We start from the raw sequence: 21016 nt of genomic DNA, 5'->3' as shown, positions 1-21016 counted from the left end.
ACTTCTTTGCTCCTCTGCTTTCTTACATGTAACGATTTAGTGCCGCTTCCGCTTTGATAATACGGTACGCGATCGCATTTTGAAAAATCATCGAATAGTCGTAGCGACACGAAACGATGCCGTCGCACGGAGAGATAATCGTCTGCATCAACGTTCCTTCCAGCGCATTGAAAATACGACCTAATGGTTGACCGTGAACGACGCATTCGCCGATCGGAACCAGCGCGTCGAAGAGTCCCGCGGCGGTGCTTTTAATCGCTTCAATGTCGTTTTGCGTGATGATGTTGCCGCTTGATGCCGCAAACGTCGCATAATCGATCAGCCCTTTTTGCGAAAGAAACCGAATGATCGCATCGATCACTTTATTGGCTTCGTTTTTTTGTAAAACACCTTTTTTACCCGAGACGAGCGAAAACGATTGCGCGTTCCAGATTTGCCAGTTGTAGTTCAGCGAAACCGTATCGCTAGGACTCGGCTCTTTGAGATGAATAAAATCAAGCCCGAACGCTCTGGCATGATCGATATTTTCGCGACCCGTTTGCAACACTTTGACGTAAGGGATACACTCGACGTGATCTTTTCTGGCTTCGAGTAAAATTGCGTAGTCGTAGTTGTTGGTTTTTTCAAACAGTCGTGCGGCGATGCGTTGGGTCGTCTCGCCTTTATCATAGCCCGGAAACATCACGTCAATGTCGGTGTTATCGAGCGGCCAGAAACTTTTGCCCATATTGAAGGAATAGGGATTGACCGTAGGAACGACGAGAATTTCGCCTTTGATAAATGCGGCGTTTGCCAGTTCTTGTTGGCGTAAAAAGCGTACGACTTGAGAGGCGATCCACAGTTGATCGATCGCGTTTCCCGTCATCGGTCCTACGATCACGCAACTAGGCGTCGTACCTTCTCGTCCAAAGCGGTACCCTTTGACTTTAAGCGGATTGCGGCTCAAAGAGCTGATTTCAAATAAAACTTCTTCTCTCATACGCTTGCTTCCTCTTTGGGGTCTTCTAGTATGCGAGCAATCAAAGAGCCTTCGTAAACGACGGGGTATTCGCGAATCGTAAATAAAAGTCCGTTGCACGGGCTGATGATCGTCTCTTGGACGACGCCCAAAAGCGGATCAATGATTTCCCCGAGTTTTTCGCCGCGCAGTACGCTGACGTTATGCTCTAAAATAGGAATAAAAACGCCCGCTTTGGAGGCGTTGATAAAAAAAACTTCGGAATTGAGCGTTGAAACCGCAAGCGTCGTCGGCGGTAAAATTGGCTTATCGATAATGCCTACATGTGCCATCAGGTTCAAAAGACCGCGCGTGAGGTTTTGTCCGTACTCTTTGGTAATACGCATTCCGACACCCATTTCCACGACCAAGGTTCGCGTACCGAGCGTGTTCATCGCATGCGAAAAGGTCGACTCCAAAACCGTTACCGCATCGTGCACCCAAATAAAATCGATACCGAGTTTTTCCGCTAGAGGAACCAACTCGTCGGCATTGGCGCGGCTGATGCGCACTTGGGGGAGTTCGCGTAAAAAGATATTGCTTGCGTGAATATCGATGGCGTAGTCGCTTCCTTTGACCGTATCGACGATGGCGTTGGAGACTTGCGCGGGTAAAAAATCGGACGTGCTTCCCGGAAACGTACGGTTTAGATCGACGTCGTAAAACGGAAAACCACGCGTAATGCTATCGATGCCCATCGGATTCATGGCGGGATAAATATCGACGATGCCTTTAATCGCCTCAGGGTTGGCATTGAGCCATTTGGCAAGCAAGTAACAGACGTATTGCCCTTCGATTTCGTCGCCGTGAATGCCCGTGACGATCGAAATGCGTTTGGTCGCTTTCGTAATATCGCTCGGCGCAAAACGGTTGCGTTTGAGCGAAAGCGTCTCGTTGACGGGAAGTTGAACGCTGAAAACTTCTTCGATCATTGTTGTTCTTCCCTTCCGATTTGTCCCGTAATTTTTAAAATGTGTTGACGTTTTCCGATATAACTGCCTTTGTAAATCGCACAATCGGAAAAATCGCGTCCATGTGCCAATTTTACGTAAGGTTCGTCGTGAATGACGATGCCTTTGATCGGATCGAATCCTCTCCAATCGCCGTCCATCCATGCTTCGACCCACGTATGCGTTTTATTTTCGCCTTCGATAAAACCGTGGCACAGACGAGCGGGAATGTTGACATGTCGCAATAAAGCAATCAAAAGATGGCTAAAATCGTTTCGAAGCCCCTCTTTATAGAGTAAAAAACTCTCCAACCCTTCCGCTTTGGTACTTTCGATCAGCGTAAAGCTATCACGTATTTTTTGCGTGAGCATAAAAGCCTTGCGAAAAGCACTCACCGGAAGCGTCGTTTCGTCCAAAAACGCCTGCATCAACGCGCAAAAGCTCACAAGCGGCGAAGGTGCATTGTAAAGAGCGGGAGGCTCTTCGTCGCAATAGACGTAGGGTAAAAGCTCGAGTTCGCCTTCGATGTGTGCGCTTAAACTTTTGTGCGGTTTTGCGATGGTCCCGTACACGAAACGGTTGGCAAAACCGTCGGTTCCTTGTTCGAACGCCGCATTCGTATTGACGCGTATGTCAAGGTTGGAACAGGTTTGTATAGCGTTTTCGTAAGGAACGATACGCAAACAGTAGCGATGGTCTCTCACGGATTCTGGAAACGTGAGGGTAAAATCATACGAAAAATTAACTTTCATGAGATGTGATTAAAGCTCCAAATACCGAATTGATCGTAGCTAAAGCTTTGGCTTTTTGGCTACTGGATAAAAGAATTTTTTTGTGACCGGGACGTATTTTATCGGCAATGACATTAAGCTTTTCTGTATCCCAAACGGCCGCTTCGATACTGTCGAACAGGCGAATACTCAGATCCATACGTTCGACGACTTTTCCAAGTTCGATGAGCGGTGCTTCTTTGGATTCTACCAAAGAGAGTTCCAAATTGCCCCAGATCGCATCGAGTTCCTGAAGCGTCGATTCGAGCCAATAAATCGAGACCGTAGGCTCTTCTTTAGCGGCTTGGTATTTTAAATACAAAGCGTTAATACGGCTAAACATACGATTGGGCAGGTGCGAACGCGTTAAGATCGCATTTTCGCGTGCGGTATTGATGACGTAGAGCAAACTGATAAAATCAAGTTCAAAGACGCTTTTACGCAAAAACGCCTGCGAAGAAGTATAATGAAGCGCGATACCCAATTTTTCGTACAGATCTTTGGCTTCGTTGAAGTTTTCGTCGATAATTTTATCGAACAGCGCGATAATAAGACGCGTCATACTCTCGGCACGTTGGATGTATCGTCCCATCCAGTAGAGGCTTTCGGCGGTTTGCGGTGAAATGAGGATCATTTGCTCTCCTTTAAAACCCACGTATCTTTAAATCCTCCGCCTTGGGAAGAGTTGACGATGTAGCTGCTCGGATCCATAGCATAACGCGTCAAGCCGCACGGCCAGATGAAAATATCGTCGCTAAAGATCGAAAACATTCGAAGATCGGCTTTTCTCGGGCTTAACGTTCCTTCGTTCGTTAAGCACTCGATGTCGTAAAATTCGATGACTTCTTGAGCAATAAAGCGTCTGGGTTCTTTGATGATAGCGTCTTTGAGGGCTTCGCGCTCGTTTTTGGAGAGTTTAGAGCCGAAAACGACGCCGTATCCGCCCGCTTCGGCGACGTCTTTAATGACGAGCGTGCGTAGGTTTTGCAAGATGTGATTGCGATCTTTTTCAAAAAATGCCAAATACGTCGGCGCGTTTTGTAAGATCGGTTCTTCGTTCATATAATAACGAATCATCGCCGGTACGAAGTAATAAATCCCTTTGTCGTCGGCGATGCCGTTTCCGATGCTGTTCATAAGCGCGATATTGCCGGCACGGTAGGCTTGGGTGATGTTCGGTACGCCGATAAGCGAGTCGGCATTGAACTCCACCGGATCGAGCGCATCGTCGTCGAGACGACGGTAAATCGCACCGACGCGCGCTTTTTTGCCGAGATAGGTTTTCAGGTAGACTTTGTCTTTTTCGACAAAGAGGTCGTCTCCCGTCGCTAAGACCGTACCGCTTTGCTTGGCAAGGTACGAGTGTTCGTAAAACGCCGAATTGTACCGTCCGGGAGTAAGAATAACGTTAATACCGCCCGTATTGACGTAGTCCATCGCCGCTTCGAGACGCTTGGGATAATCGTGCACGCTTTGAATCGGGAGCTTTTCAAAAAATTCGGGAAAAACTTTGCGCGTCAAAATACGCAACGAAAGCGGATAACTCACGCCGCTTGGAACGCGTAGATTGTCCTCCAAAACGACCCAGCCGTCGCCGACGCTGTTTTTGACCAAATCGATGCCGCTGATATGCACGCGAATGTTCTTTGATACGGGTGTATTCGCAAATGCGGGCAGATAGGCTTTGGACGCGAAGACGAATTCGCTGGGAATAATGCCGTCTTTGAGAATTTTTTGCGCACCGTAAATGTCTTCTAAAAAGAGGTTGAGGGCGTAAATGCGCTGTTGAATGCCTTTTTCAAGGTACGTGAACTCTTGGTGGGAAACGATGCGCGGAATAATATCGAACGGAAATTTACGTTCGATAAAGGCATTGTTTTTAAAGAGATTGAAATTGATCGCCTCGGTGTTCATGTAGGCGAGTAACTCTTGGACGCGTTGCGTATCGATGGTATTTAAGACGCTTTTGAAAGCATCGTAGAGGGGAGAGTGTGACTCTATCATGACCGTTACCTTTGCCCTTTCACGTCAATGTGATGCAAGCAGTTTAGCACAAAAATAAGCAGAGGAAGCGAATAAAAATGTAATTTTTTGGTTATTTTTTAAACAACGTGTCGTATACGAAAAAAAAGGCGAAGCAAGGGGCTTTTTATGCTATGCTCACTCAAAAGAATTTCAAAGGTTCTACTCTATTTTGAAAAGGAGTTTTATGAGAGCACATGCATTTTTACATGTAAGCTTTGAGGGTTTGGGAACGATCGAGCCGTGGCTTGTCGCGCAAGGGTATCAAGTAACCTACACGCGTTTTTACGAACAAAACGCATCTTTTCCGAAGCTCGAAGAGATCGATTTTTTGATCGTGATGGGTGGACCGATGAGCGTCAACGACGAAGCGGCGTACCCTTGGCTTGCGGAAGAAAAAGCGTGGATACGTTCGATGATCGCGTCTTGCAAACCTGTTTTAGGAATTTGTTTGGGAGCGCAATTGATCGCGAGTGCTCTAGGCAGTGCGGTGTATCCTAATCGTGAAAAAGAGATCGGTTGGTTTCCGATCGTACCCGCTCGGTACGATACCCAAGAGGGAGTCTTTGCCTTTTCGCATTCGCTTGAAGTGTTTCATTGGCACGGCGAAACATTTGATCTTCCCCGCGATGCCTTTTGGCTTGCAAAGAGCGACGCGTGCGCACATCAGGCTTTTCAAGTCGGAAAAAACGTAATCGGTTTGCAGTTTCATCTGGAAATGACCGAAAAGACGATAGCGTCTATCGTCAAAAACTGTCGAGACGAACTTGTCCCTTCGCGATACGTGCAAAACGAAGAAGCGATGTTTTTACGGATTGAGGAGCGCACGCAACGCACCGAAGCGATGATGCACACGCTTTTGGAGTTCTTACATGTCACTTCAAAAACGCTTTAAAAAGACCACATGTAAGCAAATAAAATCCCTTCCGCTAAAAAAAGCGTGCAAAAGAGCAGGTTCCATCGAAGCGAAACGTCCAGCGGCGTGACGTTTAAAAACTTGGCGGTCATCAATGACATACCGGCAAAGGGCGAAACGATAAACGAAATCGCCGCCGCTAAGATCAAAAGAAGTGCCACCGAAACGGAAGAGAGCGGCAACGAGAGGGAGAGTAAAATCTTGCCGAACATGACCGCAAGGACAAGCGGGTGGATACCGAAGATCGCAATAACGATAAATAAAAGCGGTATGACGATGATGGAAAAAATGCCCATGCGGTTGATGCTCTCTTGCAAGAGAGGCTGAACGTGCATTAAAATACCGCTATGATCGATCGCTCCCGCAAACAATCCCACCGCGATAAAAAAGATCGCAAAGTCGGTTGCTTGCGTGATGCCGCTTTGCGCATACGTTTTCAAGATCGCAACAAGCTTGGGATGCTTCGCAAACGACACGATCCAAACGACGGAGATCATAAAACCCGCAAGCAAAATTCTTCCCGTCGCCGTGCCGATGGAAAAAGACTCCAAAAGGGCGATGCAAAGTAAAAGCGAAACGACGACCAGTACGATATGCACCGTTTGTCTCGGGGCATTGTGCGCAAGACGTGCAGAAGCTTCAAAGGGCTCTGAAAGGACAGGGCGGTTGAAACGCAACGTATGTTCCAAAAGGTACGACGTGATGAGTCCGATCGTGCTTAATAAAAAGCCCGGTACGAAAAGTTCCGACCACGACACGTGCGTCACTTGCATGACCAGCAAGATGATGACGGCTCCGGGTGCCCAAAAAAGCACGAGCGCATAACCGCGCATAATCGCGGTCGCAAAAAAACGTTGATAGTCTAAAACGCTGTTTTTAAGGGCTTTGTTAAAGAGCGCGACCATGACGGGAACGGTTCCGAAGAGTAAAAAACTCGAAAAAAGGTTGGTCACGAGCATCGCAAAAAAGTAAAGCGAACTCTCTTTGCGAAACAATTTTTTGAGCCAATACTCGACGGTGTCGCTGTAACGTCCCGCTTCGATGGGAATCGAAAAAAGTTGCATCACGACGATGATCGCGATAATATTGGTCATAGACGTGAGCGATTGCATCCAGACGGGAAAGGCAAGGCGGTATACAAGGAGGATCGTCGTTCCCAAAACGAAAAAAAGCACCGTAATGCGCAAGAATCCCTTTTTTTGCATTCCCAAACCGCAGACAAACAACACGGCCGTAAAAAACGATAAAAGCTCCAAACTCACGGGCATAAAAAGTTTTGCGACATGTAAAAACGTAATCGCTAAAAGGGCTATTTTACAGAGCTTGTTCATCGTTCGTTCCGGATTTAAATGCGTTATTGTAGCAAAATGAAGGTTAGAGGAAAACCAAGAGATATACGTGACATGTAAGCGTAAAAAAGGTGATCGTGCATCTCAAAAAGATGGTTCTCTTTTCATTTTAAACCTATTTTAACTATGATTCTATCCATAGAACATACAAAGGATTTCCCACGATCTCGAAAGAAGAACAGACAAGGATTACCGCCGTGGTTGTTAAAGTGGCGACGATGCTTTTGGAGTATGGGGCGGAGAGCCGTTTGATCGAGCAACTCTCCTCTCGCTTGGGTGTAGCGCTTGGGTGTACTTCCATTGAGATGTCGTTGATTCCCTCGGCTATCGTGTTAACCACATTGATCGGTGATTCTTCCGTAACGAGTACGAGGCGCGCGTACGAACAGCCGATCAATATGTCCATCGTCCATCAGATCGTCACGATCTGTATTGAGGCGGAGCAAAATCCTCGCGACATTATGCGTGTGGAGCGTGCGTTGGCGAATATTCATGCCAATGCGTATCCTGGATGGTTGATTATCCCCATGATCGGTCTTTCATGCGCGGCGTTTAGTCATTTGCAAGGAGCGGATTGGGCGGGTTTTTTCATCACGTTTGTGGCGGCATCGGTAGGGATGAGTGTGCGCAGGGAGCTTTCACGGCGTAACTATTCGTTGCTGATCGTCTTTGCGTTTACCGCATTTGTCTGTACCCTCATCGCGAGTCTTGCCTTTTTCGAGGGCTTTAGCACCACTGGGCACATCGTACTCTCTTCGAGTGTCTTGCTCCTTGTTCCGGGTTTTCCTTATATCAACTCCATGTTGGATGCATTTAAAGGCTACATCAGTATGGGTTGGGGGCGTTGGGCACAAGCGACCTTGATGACGCTGATGGCATCACTGGGCATTATGCTTGCCATGGGACTTTTGGGAGTGCAAGGATGGTAACGATGGAATGGATGAGTCTTTTATTGGACGCTTTGTGGGCGGCGATTCCCGCTGTGGGTTTTGCAATGATTTTTAACGTGCCCCGCTCTGCATTGCCTTTTTGTGCGGCAGGAGGTGCGTTGACGTACGGGCTTCGCGATGTACTCATGCACGCGCATCTTTCCATCGAACTCTCCACGTTTATCGCCGCGACGACGATCGGCATTATCGGCGTGTTCTGGTCGCGCCGTTACGTGATGCCTAGACCCGTTTACACGGTCGCTTCTATCATTCCGATGATCCCTGGAACGTATGCGTATGAGATGATGATCAGCCTTGTGCGCATGAACACCGAGGGCGTTAGCGACGTTTTGCTCTCACGTTTTATCGAAAATGGCTTGCACGCGGTGAGTATTTTATTTGCCATCGCCTTTGGTTTGGTACTGCCTTCGATGTATTATACAAAGCGGAAGCAGCCGATTATTTAGAGGTTTGGGTGTTTACATGTAAAGATTTTAGATGGATTTTAGCCATGAAATTATTTCGTGATTTAAAACTATTGGAGATTGTTATGCTAGCCAAATTAAATTCCGCTTTTCTACTGTGCCTATTTTCCATCAGTACATCATTATGTGCAGATAACGATACAAGGCTTGACTATACGTTGGATATGTTAAAAAAAGAGTTTCCAACGATTCAGTGTAATCAGCAAACACTTTTGTCGCCTTATGAAGGGCATTATGTTGAAAAAGATTTTTGGATTAAACTCGAAAAAACAAAAAATTACGCATTATCCGCAAATAAAGAAAGTGATCTTTTGATTGTTAATATTGGCAAGGATGGTCTTATTAGCGTTAGTGAAAATTATCATGAAGGGCAAAATTACGACTGTAGCTTTGAACAAAAGAGTGTATTATGGTCTTGTGAATATACTTATAAATGTATTAAGCTTCAAGTTGATAGCCAAAAGCAATTATTCATTAGTGAATTTATGTATGAACCTAAAAAAATAGCCTCTTTGCCTAACGAGATTCCAATGGTTGGCTCTTTAATACGGGTTGGAACATCTTATGATGAAAGTGTATATTTTGAGAAGATATTTCAACATAAATGTTACACCAGTGAGGTAGGAGAAAAATGGTGTTTTGGAAAAGATGAAATAAGCATCGATAACAAAGTTCATAAAGTTTATTTAGAGTTAGATATAATCTTTACACCAAAGTATGGTAATGCCCTTGCGTTTGACGATCAATTGAGTGGTGATTTGTTTGTTTTTGTACCCTATAAAAATGGCTGGAAAATCTTTCAAGATTCTTGGATTGACAGCGAAAATCATGTAGAGGTAAATCCACTCACAGACAAGCCGTGGCGCATACTACAAGAATGACAGTAAAAACTCTTTACATGTAAGCAAAAACGCTCCTCGATTTGAAGAGCGTTTTGCGTAGTTTATTTATGCGTTAAAACCCGAGTAGCGTTGAGTACGGCGATGAGTGCAACGCCGACGTCTCCAAAAACGGCTTCCCACATCGTGGCGATTCCAAACGCTCCCATAATCAAAATAGCCCCTTTAACACCCAGTGCGAAAATGATGTTTTGCCACACAATGGCGTGGGTTTTATGGGCGATTTTAAGTGCGGTGGCGACTTTGCTGATCTCGTCGGTCATGATGACAATGTCCGCAGCTTCGATCGCGGCGTCACTTCCAACGCCTCCCATGGCAATGCCGATGTCAGCGCGCGCCAAAACAGGTGCATCGTTGATGCCATCGCCCACAAAGACGGTTTTGCCGTTACCCGTTTTTTTCGCCATAAGGGCTTCCAGTTTCTCCACTTTTTGGTGCGGTAAAAGTTCGGCTTCAACGTGGGTGATGCCAAGTTCCTGTGCGACTTTATCGGCGGCGGTTTGATTATCTCCCGTGAGCATCACGATGTCTTGGATACCCAGTGCTTTAAGTGCTAAGATAGCTTGTTTGCTATCTTCCTTAGGCGTATCGGCGATGAGGATAGAACCGATGAGTTTCCCCTCAACTACGACATACACCACCGTGTCAGGCGTGTCGATGGCTTCATGAACGATGGCGTGTTCGACCAACAGTTTGGCATTGCCCGCAAGAACGGTTTTGCCATCGATGATCGCTTTGACACCATACCCCGCCAACTCTTCATAATCACTCACAACCGCATCTAAAGGCTCAATGTACGCACGTTTGATGGAGATCGCGATGGGGTGGTTGGAGTGCATCTCCGCAAGAGCCGCTAAGCGTAGGACGTCGATCTCACTGTGACCGTGAAGTGCGCGAACCGACGTCACACTGAAAAAGCCTTTGGTGAGGGTTCCTGTTTTATCAAACACCACGGTATCGACACGGTTGAGCGCTTCAAGAAAGTTGCCGCCTTTGACCAAGATGCCGTTTTTAGACGCACCGCCGATGCCTCCAAAGAAACTCAGCGGAATGGAAACGACCAATGCGCACGGGCATGAAACGACAAGGAAAACCAACGAGCGTCTAAACCACTCGCTTAACAGTGCGTCTTGCATCAGAAGTGGCGGTAAAAAGGCAAGTAATGCCGCGGAGATCACAACAAAAGGCGTGTAATACTTCGCAAACGTTGTGATAAATTGCTCCGTTTTCGCTTTTTTAGCTCCTGCATTTTGCACAAGGTCTAAGATTTTTGAAACGGTGGATTCTGAAAAAAGTTTGGTTGTCTCAACGATGATAACACCTGTTTTGTTGATGGTTCCTGAGAGTACGTCACTGCCGACACCCACCTCTTTGGGCAAAGATTCGCCTGTCAATGCTGAGGTGTCAAGTGTGGAGCGTCCTTCGATGATAGTGCCATCGAGTGGGATTTTCTCTCCCGGTCTCACGATGATGCGACTGCCGAGTGCCACGTCGCTTGGGTTGACTTTTTGCTCGCCGTCTTCGCTTTGAAGATTGGCAAAATCGGGACGAATGTCCATCAACTGGGTTATGGACTTGCGAGAGCGATCGACCGCTAAGTCTTGGAAAAATTCACCGACTCTAAAAAAGAGCATCACGGCAACACCCTCAGGGTATTCGCCGATGCTAAATGCGCCCACGGTGGCAAGTCCCATCAAAAAGTTTTCATCGAAAACATGCCCTTTGAAAAGGTTGGTAACCGCCATGTAGAGAATCTCACCGCCCACTAGAAAGAAGCTAAGTAGGTAGGTCCAAAACAGCCAAGGATGACTCTCGTCCATCAAAACAGCGGCGATAAAAAGCACCGCACCGATGCAAAACGTGATGAAATGCCACGACGTGAGCATCTCTTTTAAACTCGAATCTCCTAAACCGTGGTGGTGGTCGTGTTCATCGTGATCATGGTCGTGATGGGCATGATCTGGAACGATGGGTTGGCATCTGCTGCAACAACTTCCCGTTGTCGCATCGCAGGTTTGGGGTGCTTTTTCACTGAAGTGCATACTCAAATCCTCGTGGTTCTAAAATGTGTTTTAAGCCTTGGTTGAAAATGTTTTTGATGTGCTCGTCATCAAGCGAATAAAAGACGACTTTTCCCTCTTTGCGGTGCTTGACAAGACGCGCTTGACGCAAAACACGGAGCTGATGCGAGATGGCGGACTGAGTCATATGCAAGAGTTCTGCGATGTCGCATACACACAGTTCTGCTTCAAACAGAGCCGAGATGATCTTCACACGCGTTGTGTCTCCAAAAACCTTAAAAAGCTCGGCAAGGTCGTAAAGCTTTTCCTCCTGCGGCATTTTCTTCTTCACCATTTCGATGACGTTTTCGTGCACTATGTCGCAACTGCAAAATTCATCACCCATCGCATGCTCCTTTTAAAATGTATAACTGTTCATATGAACAATTGCTCATATGTTAAAACAACTCAGATTAGAAAAGGCTTAAAATGATAGGCAAACTCAAAAAGTTTTTACATGTAAAGAAAAGGAGACGGTAAAACATTGAAAGTTTGGTATGCCCATTCTTTGATTGTATGCGTAATGCAAAGCTATTCTCTTGCTACACACTTTATGTAATATCGTTTTTTGGATAAAGCATTTGTGACAATAGTAAAGATCACGATAGGTCATAAAAGTGATTTATGATGTCGGAAAACCTCGTATTTCGTAGCTAAACCAATCAAAAAATCAAAAGGAAGAGAATTTAATGAGCATTTCAAAACAATTATTAGCAATGTTACTCATTGCTATTTTAGGTCTTATCGGAGTTTTGAGTATTTCTATTCAAAAAATGGAAACGGTCTATCAAAAAACAAATACATGTAACGTTGATGCCTTGCCCAGTGTTTTAATACTGAGTGATGCTCTTTTCAACGCCTCTATGATTCGAGTTTTGATTTGGCAGCATATCGCTCAAGATGATTTAACTGTTATGCAAAAAATCGAAGATGATCTTGAAAAAAGAAAACAACTCCTTGAGGAGTCTTTAAAAAAATATGAACCGTTCATCTCGGATGATACGGATAAAGAGTTCCTTCAAAAAGATCGCGTCGCTGTGAACGCGTACCTTCAACTTGTGGATAAAGCGATTGTTTTTTCAAAAGAAAATAATAAAGAAGCGTCGAGAGATATTTTCTTTAAAAATCCTACGATTATGAATGCGATGACGAACTCTTTTGTAGAACAGATGGAGTATAATCGACAACTTGCCGAGACGGATGCAAAAGAAGCTGTGTCGACAAAAGATCATGCGAGTTTGCTGGTCGTAGGATCGGCTATAATGATTACTCTAGCCGTCATTCTCTTTGGCATCGCAATTCGAAACAACATCATGCAAGGCGTTTCGCTGATTCGTGACGGTATTGCAGGTTTTGTTCAAAACAAAGAGTTGAAGTTTAGAATTAAGTACGGCAAGAAAAATGAGATTGAAGCGATCGTACAAAGTTTCAATAGCTTAGTCGATACCTTAGAAGTGATTATTGATGATGTCAAACACTCCTCCAGTGAAAATGCTTCCGTTTCGCATGAACTCAGCACTACTAGTATGCAAATAGGTCGTAATGCAGAACACAGCACAGTGATTGTCAACAATACCATTGAAGAGATCGTCTCTATTAAAAAGTTTGTTCAAGAGACAGCGTTACTGTCAGAATCGATGAAAAAAAGTATAGGTGTCGCAGGAGAAAAACTCGAATCTGCGAAAAATGAAGTCGTCATGCTCAAAAATGAAGTTGAGCTTGCCAGTGAAGCAGAAACGACTTTGGCTGGGCAGTTAGAACAGATGAGTAAAGATGCCGAGCAAGTCAAAGAAATTTTAACCGTTATCTCCGATATCGCCGATCAAACCAATCTTCTTGCCCTCAATGCCGCTATCGAAGCCGCACGAGCAGGCGAACATGGAAGGGGGTTTGCCGTTGTTGCCGATGAAGTGCGAAAACTAGCCGAGCGTACGCAAAAAAGTCTTACCGAAATTAATGCCACTATCAATGTCATTGTCCAAGCCATTGTGAACTCTTCAGATCACATGAGTAAAAATGCTCAAAACATTAGACGCTTAGCCTCTGTTTCAACCAATGTGGAAGATACCATTACCCATACAACTTCCGTGATGCAAGAGAGCGTCGAGTCTGTCACAATGAGTGCTAAGAACTCTACTAAAATTGCCAAAGACACAGAAAAGATTGTTGATCTTGTCACCAATATTAACGCGATTACCAGTGAAAATGCTAGAAGTGTTGAAGAGATCGCTAGTGCTGCCGATCATCTCTCTAAACTTGCTGAGAACCTTAACCACAAACTAGAACAGTTTAAATCGTAGTGATTCACTTCTTCTGTTTTATGAACTGACTCTTTTTTTTAGAAAAAAAGGGTCAGTTACCGCTTTAATTATCTTTTTACATGTAAAGAGCATGAGCGTCAAAAAGTTGAAAAATATCTCCTTTTGTACAAGAACAATCCAAAAATTGCTTTCACGTTTAAAGAGGGCAATTTTTGGATTGAATGAATTTTTTAAGGGTGCTACACTTCTTCCATCAAGCCAAAGGAGAGACAATGAGCTACATTAAAAACGATCGTTTAGCAACGGCGGATGCGAAAGTATTTGAGATTCTTCAGCACGAGTATGAGAGGCAAGCCACGCATCTTGAGATGATTGCGAGTGAGAATTTTACCTCGCCTGCTGTGATGGAAGCAACGGGAAGTATTTTTACCAACAAATACGCCGAAGGATACCCGCAAAAACGCTACTACAATGGTTGCGCGTTTGCCGATGAGATCGAACAGCTTGCCATTGATAGACTCTGTGAGATCTTTGGATGTGCCTATGCCAACGTCCAACCTCATTCGGGTAGCCAAGCCAATGGCGCGGTGTATGCGGCGTTACTTCAAGCAGGCGATAAACTACTTGGTATGGACTTGCAACAAGGCGGTCACTTAACGCACGGTGCGAAAGTGAGTTTTTCGGGTAAAAATTACCAGTCGTTTTCGTACGGCGTGAATGCGCAAGGTGTGATCGACTACGATAAAGTCATGGAAATCGCCAAAATCGTTAAACCTAAAATGATCGTTTGCGGTGCTTCGGCGTATGCGAGAGAGCTTAACTTTGCCAAGTTTCGAGAGATCGCGGACGCGGTAGATGCGATTTTATTTGCCGACATCGCACACATTGCGGGTTTGGTGGCAGCAGGCGAGCATATGAGTCCATTTCCTTACGCACATGTGGTCACTTCCACGACACACAAAACATTGCGTGGTCCAAGAGGCGGTGTGATTATGACCAACGATGAAGCGCTTGCGAAAAAGATCAACTCTGCTGTTTTTCCTGCTTTGCAAGGTGGACCGCTTTTACATGTCATCGCGGCAAAAGCTGTCGCGTTTGGTGAAGTGCTTGATCCGTCGTGGAAAGCGTATGCGAAGCACGTGAAGCAAAATGCACGTGTTCTAAGCGATGTTTTTTTGCAAAGAGGCTTTGATTTGGTCAGCGGAGGAACGGATAACCACTTGATTTTGGTATCATTACTGAACAAAGAGTATTCGGGTGATGAAGCGAGCAAGGCGCTTGAGAACGCTGGTATTACGGTCAATAAAAACAGCGTTCCAAACGACACGCGAAGTGCGGCGCTGACATCGGGAATCCGTGTCGGCTCAGCTGCACTCACGACACTAGGTATGCAAGAAGAAGAGTTCACGTTCATCGCCCATAAAATGTGTGACGTGTTGGATCATATCGATAATAAAACGTTACATGTAAAGATCAAAAAAGAGCTGATGGCACTTTTGGCAAACTTTAAAGTGTACGAAAGTGCGACATATTAGATTGACTTTTTGCAAAACGTATTTTGTAATGAGGAAAAGCACCAAAGGTGCGCGGGCTTTCTGCCCAAGATTACCCAGTGTTAACGTAGCCTTTAGAGCTTTGCTTTAAAGGCGTGTCGGGAATAGAAAAATAATAGAGGAGGGTGTCATGAAAGAGATCGAAGCATTGCATGGTAATTATCAGTTGATTGAAAAAGCGATCAAATACATCGATGCGCATTTCAAAGAACAGCCCTCCATCGACGTGATCGCTGAGCGTATCGGTATGAGTAAGTACCATTTTATCAGAGTTTTCAAAGAGTACGTGGGCGTAACACCCAAGCAGTTTTTGCACTCGGTGACGCTCAATTACGCCAAAGAGCACATCAAAGAGTCCAAGTCCATTTTAGACAGTAGCCTTGACATCGGGCTTTCCAGTGTGAGTCGGTTGCATGAACTGTTTGTGAATTTGATCGGCGTGACGCCTAAGGAGTGGCGCGAAAAGGGAAAAGATGTCACCATCACGTACGGTTTTGGACTCACCCCTTTTGGGCAAGCGTTGATCGCTTACACCGATAAAGGCATCTGTTTTTTAGGCTTTATCGACCAGAATCAAGAGGCGATTTTCAAGCGATTTCAAGAACTGTGGGAAAATGCGAACTTGGTGCATGACGACGGCAAAGCCCAGCGTTATTTGGAAAATATTTTTCTCAAAAATAAAAAATACAACCTTTTGGTCAAAGGAACAAACCTTCAAGTCAACGTCTGGAAAGCGCTGTTAAATCTCCCCAACGGCGTGATTGCGACCTACCAAGACATCGCCAATTACATCGACAAACCCAATGCCGTGCGAGCGGTTGCCAGTGCCATCGGGAAAAACCACATCGGTTATCTCATTCCGTGTCATCGTGTGATCGCCAAAAGCGGTGCGATGAGCGGGTATCGCTGGGGCATTGAGCGTAAAAAGATACTCATTGCATATGAGTCGACGCATCAGCCTTTATCTTCTGAGGTAAGGCGTGCCAAAGGTGAAGACATGGACACTTTAGTTCGACTGCTTCCACACGCTTCTTTGGAGCTTTTGACTGCTTGGATACACGAGGAGCGTTTGGGCGCGCTTTATGTTGCAACGCACGAAGACGAAGTGGTCGGAATGCTTCACGTAACGCATCATACCTCACTCGCAACGGCTCAAAAAAGCGCTGTTTTAGAGGCATTGGTGGTTGAGGAGACGTTTTTGCATCAAGGCATTGAGGCGTTGTTGCTGGAGCATGTGCTTTTTACATGTAAAACGATGGGCTTTCACTTTATAACGCTTTTAGACGATATACCCGCACTCTCCATACCTTGCGAAACGCTAGGATTTAAACCTTTCCAAGGACGTACTCTTCCTCTTTCATCTTAGTATAAACGTTATCGGTTGCAAAACGGTTACGCCTATTATGGGCAAAAAGTGAGCAATTGAGGGTAAAATATGAGGACTATTTTAGCCTATAATGTCACGCAACGAGATCACAAGAGAGGAAATTATATGTCGTTTAAGATCAAAATAATTCTCGGTATTACCGTTTTAATGTTCTTAAGTTTGAGTCTGTTTAGCGTGATTAGCTATTTGGATACGAAAAAAAACAGCGTTATACAAATTGAAAGCAGTTTAAGCATGGCGTCTCGATCGTTGACGGATTTCATCGACAGTTGGGCGTCGGGTAAAAAAAGCACTATGGAGAGTACGGCACGCTATTTGACGGACATCGAGATCATGGATACCTTACAAATCCGCACGATCTTACAAGAGACGACGAAGACTTTGGGGGGATTCGATACGACGGTAGGGCTTGAAGACGGAAGCGCGATGACGGGAAGCGGAACCAAATTGCCCGAAGGGTATGATCCAAGAATAAGAGAATGGTACAAGAGCGTCAAAGCTTCGGGAAAATCGGGTGTAACGGATGCGTATATCGATGCGACGACCCAAAAATTGGTCGTTTCGGTAATGGCGCCGATTTTTAAAGATAAGACCTTCGTCGGAGCGGTTATTTTAGATATTTCGCTCGATGCGCTCACCCAAGCGATCGCCAACATTAATTTCAACGGCGGTTTCGGGATGCTAACGGATACTAAAGGTATTTTTATCGCGCATCCAAATTCCACTATGCTTGGAAAAGAGCTGAAAAATACGGCACCGTCTATCGCCGAGGCGATTCGTGCCAAAAGCGAAGGACTGGTCGAATACGACGATAAAGGTTCCCCAAAAATCTTTGCGTTCAAAACGTCTAAAGAGACGGGATGGCTACCCGCGATTAGTTTCGATAAACAGGTCGCTTACGCTTTTTTAGATACGCAAGTCAAAGAGTTGGCATTGCTCGGGCTTGTGATGTTGGCATTGAGCGTCGCAACAATGATCGTGCTGATTCGTATCTTGCTTCGCCCTGTCGATCGACTCAATGCGGTCGTGGAGGAGCTTTCAACGTCTCAAGGCGACTTACGCCATCGCTTACATGTCAGCTCCAACGACGAATTTGCGGTCGTATCGCGTAATATTAACGCTTTTATTGAAAAGTTGCACGACATCGTCAAAAAGTCCAAAGCAATCAGCAATGAAAACGCTTCGATTTCGGAAGAACTTTCACGTACGGCGTTGGAAGTCGTCCGCAATGTCGAGACCGAATCCAAAATAACGGAAAACACGAAAGAAGAGGGCATTGCTCTGGTCAAAAGCCTTGTAAACTCCGTCGCCAAAGCGCAAGATTCGCAAGAGGCATTGAGTCGTACGCAACACAACATCGTCGAAGTCAAAGAGCAAGTCGAACAGCTCGAAGATACGATGCGAACGACGGCAAGCAAGGAACAAAACCTTGCCGAAAGACTCAATACGGTCAGCCACAACGCCAACGAGGTCAAAGAAGTGCTCAATATTATCCGCGACATTGCCGATCAGACCAATCTTTTAGCCCTCAACGCGGCTATCGAAGCCGCGCGTGCGGGAGAACACGGTCGTGGTTTTGCGGTCGTTGCCGATGAGGTGCGAAAACTCGCCGAACGCACGCAAAAAAGCTTGGTCGAGATCGATGCGACGATCAACGTCGTGGTGCAATCCATCATGGACGCTAATACCGACATTGCGCAAAACGTGCATGAAGTGCAAGCCCTCGCCGTCGTGACGGAAAATCTGCAAAAGGGGATGAATAACGTCTCGGAAATTATTCATTCGACGATCGCGCAAAGCCGCGATACGGTGAATGATTTTATCGGTACGTCCGACAAGATCAAAAACATCGTCGTCGAAATCGAAAAGATTAACGCGATTTCAAAAGAAAACGTCGCCAGCATCGACAATGTTTCGCAAGCAAGCGATCATTTGCATGCGATGACCGAAAATCTCAATAACGAGCTTAGCAAGTTTCGCTCGTAACGTTTTGAACGCTTTTGCCCGAGCCGCGTCGCAAAGCTTGGGCAATTTAAGGTTTTATCTGTACAATCTCTTTTAAAAACGCAAGAGGTTTGCATGATCGATAAATCCCTTTTAAACGGACTTTACGTCTTAACGGACGCTACGTTGACTCCCGAAGAGACGATTTTAGAGCAAATGGAGCGCGTGTTAAAATGCGGCGTCAAAGTGATCCAATACCGCGACAAATACGCAAGCGATGAAGCGGCGGAAAAAACATGCCGTCGCCTTCAAGCTCTGTGCGATCTTTACGAAGCGGTTTTCATCATAGACGATCGTTTGGAATTGGCGCATCGCATCAACGCGGACGGCTTACATGTCGGGCAAGACGACGTGAGTTATGAAGAAGCAAGGGCCCTTTTGGGAAACGATAAAATTATCGGCGTATCGTGTTACGGCGATATTGCACGAGCACTTCATTACGCTTCGCTGGGGGCAGATTACGTCGCTTTCGGTTCGTTTTTTCCCTCTCCGACAAAGCCAAACTCTATCGTTGTTCCGCATACCGTGCTCGGTGAAGCCAAAAAGGTCATTAACGTACCGATTTGCGCTATCGGCGGTATCACTCCCGACACGATTCCCCTTTTACGTTCCTACGACATCGCGATGTATTCGGTGATCAGTGCCGTGTACAAAAACGATACGATAGAGGAAAATATCGCACGTTTATTACCGTAAGGAGAAAGAATGGTCTTGGGCAAATTTGACGTTTCGATTACCAATGCGAGTAAAGGTATGGCGTTGATGCTGATTTTGTGGCATCATCTTTTTTACGAACATCCCGAAGAGGGATGGGTTGTTTATCAAACCGCCTTATTGGCCAAAGTGTGCGTCGGTATTTACGTGGTTTTAAGCGGTTTCGGGCTGGCAGAGTCGGTCAAGAAAAAAGGGCTAGAACTCGCGTCGTTTTACAAGCGTAGGGTGTTGAAGCTCTATATGAACTATTGGTTGATCGCGCTTTTATTCGTTCCGATCGGTGTTTGGTTTATGGGCAGAACCTTAGAGGGCGTTTACGGACATGCTTACATGCAAGGTTTGTTGCTGCAAATGCTCGGGCTTCACATGTTTACGTGGGTCGGTTACGGGTACAACGCGACGTGGTGGTTTATGAGCCTTATTATCGTTTTATACGCTCTCTTTCCTCTTGTCTATTTTTTGACGCAAAAATTTCATCTATGGTTTTTAGCCCTATGCGCCCTTTTGCTCTTTGTGCCGATTCCGTTGGTAAACGATTGGATTTTTCCGTTTGCGACGGGCGTTTACCTTTCTCAAACCGACGGGTTTTTGAAGATAATCGCATGGTTGGATCGATTGGGGAAAAAACGCTTTGTTTTATTAGCCGTTTTAACGGTATTTGTCGCGTGGTATCGCCAAAACGGCTATCTTTTCGATAGTGTCAGAGCCGATACGTTTTTTGCGATTTTACTGATCTTGTGGACGACGGAATGGATAGCAGTCTCTGCTTGGACTAAAAAAGCGTTCGAATTTATCGGCGTGCATTCGTTCAATATCTTTTTATTTCACACGTTTATCTATTACTACTATTTTCCCGATTTCATTTATGCTTTTCACTATCCCGTCATTATTTTTGCGGTGCTTTTGGGAATTTGTTTAATCCTTTCGGTAGGAATCGAGACGCTGAAAAAGTGGATAGGATTTGATAAGTTGCTTTAGAATAGCCCTTCTTTAAGGGTTATTCTCGAATGAGCGACAAGACGGCGAAAAAATGAAAAATCGATCCGCCTAAGACAAAAAAATGCCAAATGGCGTGGCTAAAGAAGCGTTGCTTTTGTATGTAAAAACCGATGCCGAGCGTGTAAATAATTCCTCCGACTAGCAGTAAAACCAAAGGAAGCGTCGAGAGATTCGCCATGAGCGGTTTGATCGCGACGACGACCATCCATCCCATCAGTGCGTAAAGGATAACCGCCAAAAGGTGAAAACGACCCGGAAAGAGAATTTTCAGTGCCGTGCCGAAAAGCGCAATGCCCCATGAAATGCCAAAAAGCGTCCATCCCCACGAGCCTTGAATGCCCAAAAGACATACGGGCGTATACGTTCCGGCAATCAAAACGTAAATAGCGCAATGATCGAATTGTCGTAAAATAGCTTTGAGTGTGGGAAAAGGCACGGCATGATAGAGCGTCGAAGCGCCGTACATGACGATTAACGCGATACCGAAGACGATCGCACTGGCAATTTTGGCACCCTCACCGCTTTGAGCGGCAAAAACGCATAAAAGCGTTAATGCGCTGACGCTTAACAAAAGTCCTACCCCGTGGCTAATACTGTGCCATATCTCTTCTTTTTGAGAGTAGCTTCGTGTCGGTTGCATCGTAAACTCCTTATCTGTATGCTTTAATTATACCTCGATTCGGTCGATTTAGTTCTCAAAAGCTATTTGGGGGCAAAAAGC

General features: G+C 45.5%; 19 protein-coding genes. 10 read left to right on the top strand and 9 right to left on the bottom strand.

Going from position 1 to position 21016, the window contains the following annotated elements; translation table 11 throughout:
- Positions 1-22: 22 nt before the first annotated feature.
- From UCH003_RS09070 to UCH003_RS09050, 5 genes are read right to left on the bottom strand one after another with little or no spacing between them, the layout of a single operon-like run.
- Positions 23-979 carry a M14 family metallopeptidase gene (locus UCH003_RS09070; RefSeq protein ID WP_060826264.1) on the bottom strand — a complete coding sequence of 319 codons (957 nt, stop codon included), beginning with the start codon at positions 977-979 and terminating at the stop codon, positions 23-25.
- Positions 976-1929, bottom strand: coding sequence for a M14 family metallopeptidase (locus tag UCH003_RS09065; RefSeq protein WP_060826263.1), 954 nt, complete (start codon positions 1927-1929; stop codon positions 976-978). The genes UCH003_RS09070 and UCH003_RS09065 overlap by 4 nt, the downstream gene beginning before the upstream one ends.
- Positions 1926-2699, bottom strand: a complete 774-nt coding sequence (locus UCH003_RS09060) for a transglutaminase-like domain-containing protein (RefSeq protein ID WP_060826262.1) — start codon at positions 2697-2699, stop codon at positions 1926-1928. The genes UCH003_RS09065 and UCH003_RS09060 overlap by 4 nt, the downstream gene beginning before the upstream one ends.
- Complete coding sequence (locus UCH003_RS09055) at positions 2689-3351, bottom strand: alpha-E domain-containing protein (RefSeq protein WP_039675012.1); 663 nt, start codon at positions 3349-3351, stop codon at positions 2689-2691. Before UCH003_RS09055 ends, UCH003_RS09060 begins: the two co-directional genes overlap by 11 nt.
- Positions 3348-4721: a circularly permuted type 2 ATP-grasp protein gene (locus tag UCH003_RS09050; protein WP_039675011.1), complete on the bottom strand. Its 1374-nt coding sequence runs from the start codon at positions 4719-4721 to the stop codon at positions 3348-3350. Before UCH003_RS09050 ends, UCH003_RS09055 begins: the two co-directional genes overlap by 4 nt.
- 205 nt (positions 4722-4926) lie before the next feature.
- On the opposite strand from UCH003_RS09050, the gene UCH003_RS09045 reads away from it, so the two are divergent.
- Complete coding sequence (locus UCH003_RS09045) at positions 4927-5634, top strand: type 1 glutamine amidotransferase (RefSeq protein ID WP_060826261.1); 708 nt, start codon at positions 4927-4929, stop codon at positions 5632-5634.
- Here UCH003_RS09045 and UCH003_RS09040 read toward each other — a convergent pair.
- Positions 5631-6986 (bottom strand): hypothetical protein, encoded by a 1356-nt coding sequence (locus UCH003_RS09040; protein WP_060826260.1) that lies wholly within the window; start codon positions 6984-6986, stop codon positions 5631-5633. The genes UCH003_RS09045 and UCH003_RS09040 overlap by 4 nt on opposite strands.
- 215 nt (positions 6987-7201) lie before the next feature.
- Here UCH003_RS09040 and UCH003_RS09035 point away from each other — a divergent pair, with 215 nt between their 5' ends.
- The 3 genes from UCH003_RS09035 to UCH003_RS09025 are packed head-to-tail and all read left to right on the top strand — an operon-like array spanning position 7202 to position 9299.
- On the top strand, positions 7202-7933 hold the full coding sequence (locus UCH003_RS09035; protein WP_231964765.1) for a threonine/serine exporter family protein: 732 nt from the start codon (positions 7202-7204) through the stop codon (positions 7931-7933).
- A 2-nt stretch (positions 7934-7935) separates the two neighbouring features.
- On the top strand, positions 7936-8400 hold the full coding sequence (locus tag UCH003_RS09030) for a threonine/serine exporter family protein (protein ID WP_039675008.1): 465 nt from the start codon (positions 7936-7938) through the stop codon (positions 8398-8400).
- A gap of 44 nt (positions 8401-8444) precedes the next feature.
- Entirely contained in the window at positions 8445-9299 is an 855-nt protein-coding gene (locus tag UCH003_RS09025; protein ID WP_060826258.1) for a hypothetical protein, read from the top strand.
- Between the two features lie 62 nt (positions 9300-9361).
- Here UCH003_RS09025 and UCH003_RS09020 read toward each other — a convergent pair whose 3' ends face one another.
- Together UCH003_RS09020 and UCH003_RS09015 are read right to left on the bottom strand one after the other, a co-directional pair.
- The gene (locus UCH003_RS09020) at positions 9362-11359 is read right to left on the bottom strand and encodes a heavy metal translocating P-type ATPase (protein ID WP_060826257.1); all 1998 of its coding nucleotides are present in this window, start codon (positions 11357-11359) and stop codon (positions 9362-9364) included.
- Positions 11346-11723, bottom strand: a complete 378-nt coding sequence (locus UCH003_RS09015; RefSeq protein ID WP_060826256.1) for an ArsR/SmtB family transcription factor — start codon at positions 11721-11723, stop codon at positions 11346-11348. The genes UCH003_RS09020 and UCH003_RS09015 overlap by 14 nt, the downstream gene beginning before the upstream one ends.
- Positions 11724-12066: 343 nt before the next feature.
- Here UCH003_RS09015 and UCH003_RS09010 point away from each other — a divergent pair, with 343 nt between their 5' ends.
- The 6 genes from UCH003_RS09010 (at position 12067) to UCH003_RS08985 (ending at position 20274) form a co-directional block, all read left to right on the top strand.
- A complete protein-coding gene (locus tag UCH003_RS09010; protein WP_060826255.1) occupies positions 12067-13677 on the top strand; it encodes a methyl-accepting chemotaxis protein in 1611 nt (536 codons plus the stop codon).
- 233 nt (positions 13678-13910) lie between these two features.
- Complete coding sequence (locus UCH003_RS09005) at positions 13911-15173, top strand: serine hydroxymethyltransferase (protein WP_060826254.1); 1263 nt, start codon at positions 13911-13913, stop codon at positions 15171-15173.
- A gap of 148 nt (positions 15174-15321) precedes the next feature.
- Positions 15322-16557: a GNAT family N-acetyltransferase gene (locus UCH003_RS09000; RefSeq protein ID WP_082709178.1), complete on the top strand. Its 1236-nt coding sequence runs from the start codon at positions 15322-15324 to the stop codon at positions 16555-16557.
- Positions 16558-16683: 126 nt separating this feature from the next.
- Positions 16684-18564 carry a methyl-accepting chemotaxis protein gene (locus tag UCH003_RS08995; protein ID WP_060826253.1) on the top strand — a complete coding sequence of 627 codons (1881 nt, stop codon included), beginning with the start codon at positions 16684-16686 and terminating at the stop codon, positions 18562-18564.
- A 93-nt stretch (positions 18565-18657) separates the two neighbouring features.
- Positions 18658-19278 (top strand): thiamine phosphate synthase, encoded by a 621-nt coding sequence (thiE, locus tag UCH003_RS08990; protein ID WP_060826252.1) that lies wholly within the window; start codon positions 18658-18660, stop codon positions 19276-19278.
- 9 nt (positions 19279-19287) lie between these two features.
- Complete coding sequence (locus UCH003_RS08985) at positions 19288-20274, top strand: acyltransferase family protein (protein WP_060826251.1); 987 nt, start codon at positions 19288-19290, stop codon at positions 20272-20274.
- 19 nt (positions 20275-20293) lie between these two features.
- Here UCH003_RS08985 and trhA read toward each other — a convergent pair whose 3' ends face one another.
- Complete coding sequence (trhA, locus tag UCH003_RS08980; protein ID WP_060826250.1) at positions 20294-20935, bottom strand: PAQR family membrane homeostasis protein TrhA; 642 nt, start codon at positions 20933-20935, stop codon at positions 20294-20296.
- Positions 20936-21016 lie beyond the last annotated feature (81 nt).

The organism is Sulfurospirillum cavolei, assembly GCF_001548055.1.
In the GTDB taxonomy this organism is placed as follows: domain Bacteria; phylum Campylobacterota; class Campylobacteria; order Campylobacterales; family Sulfurospirillaceae; genus Sulfurospirillum.
The sequence above is the reverse complement of the archived record's forward strand: the minus strand, read 5'-3'. Positions and strand labels throughout refer to the sequence as shown.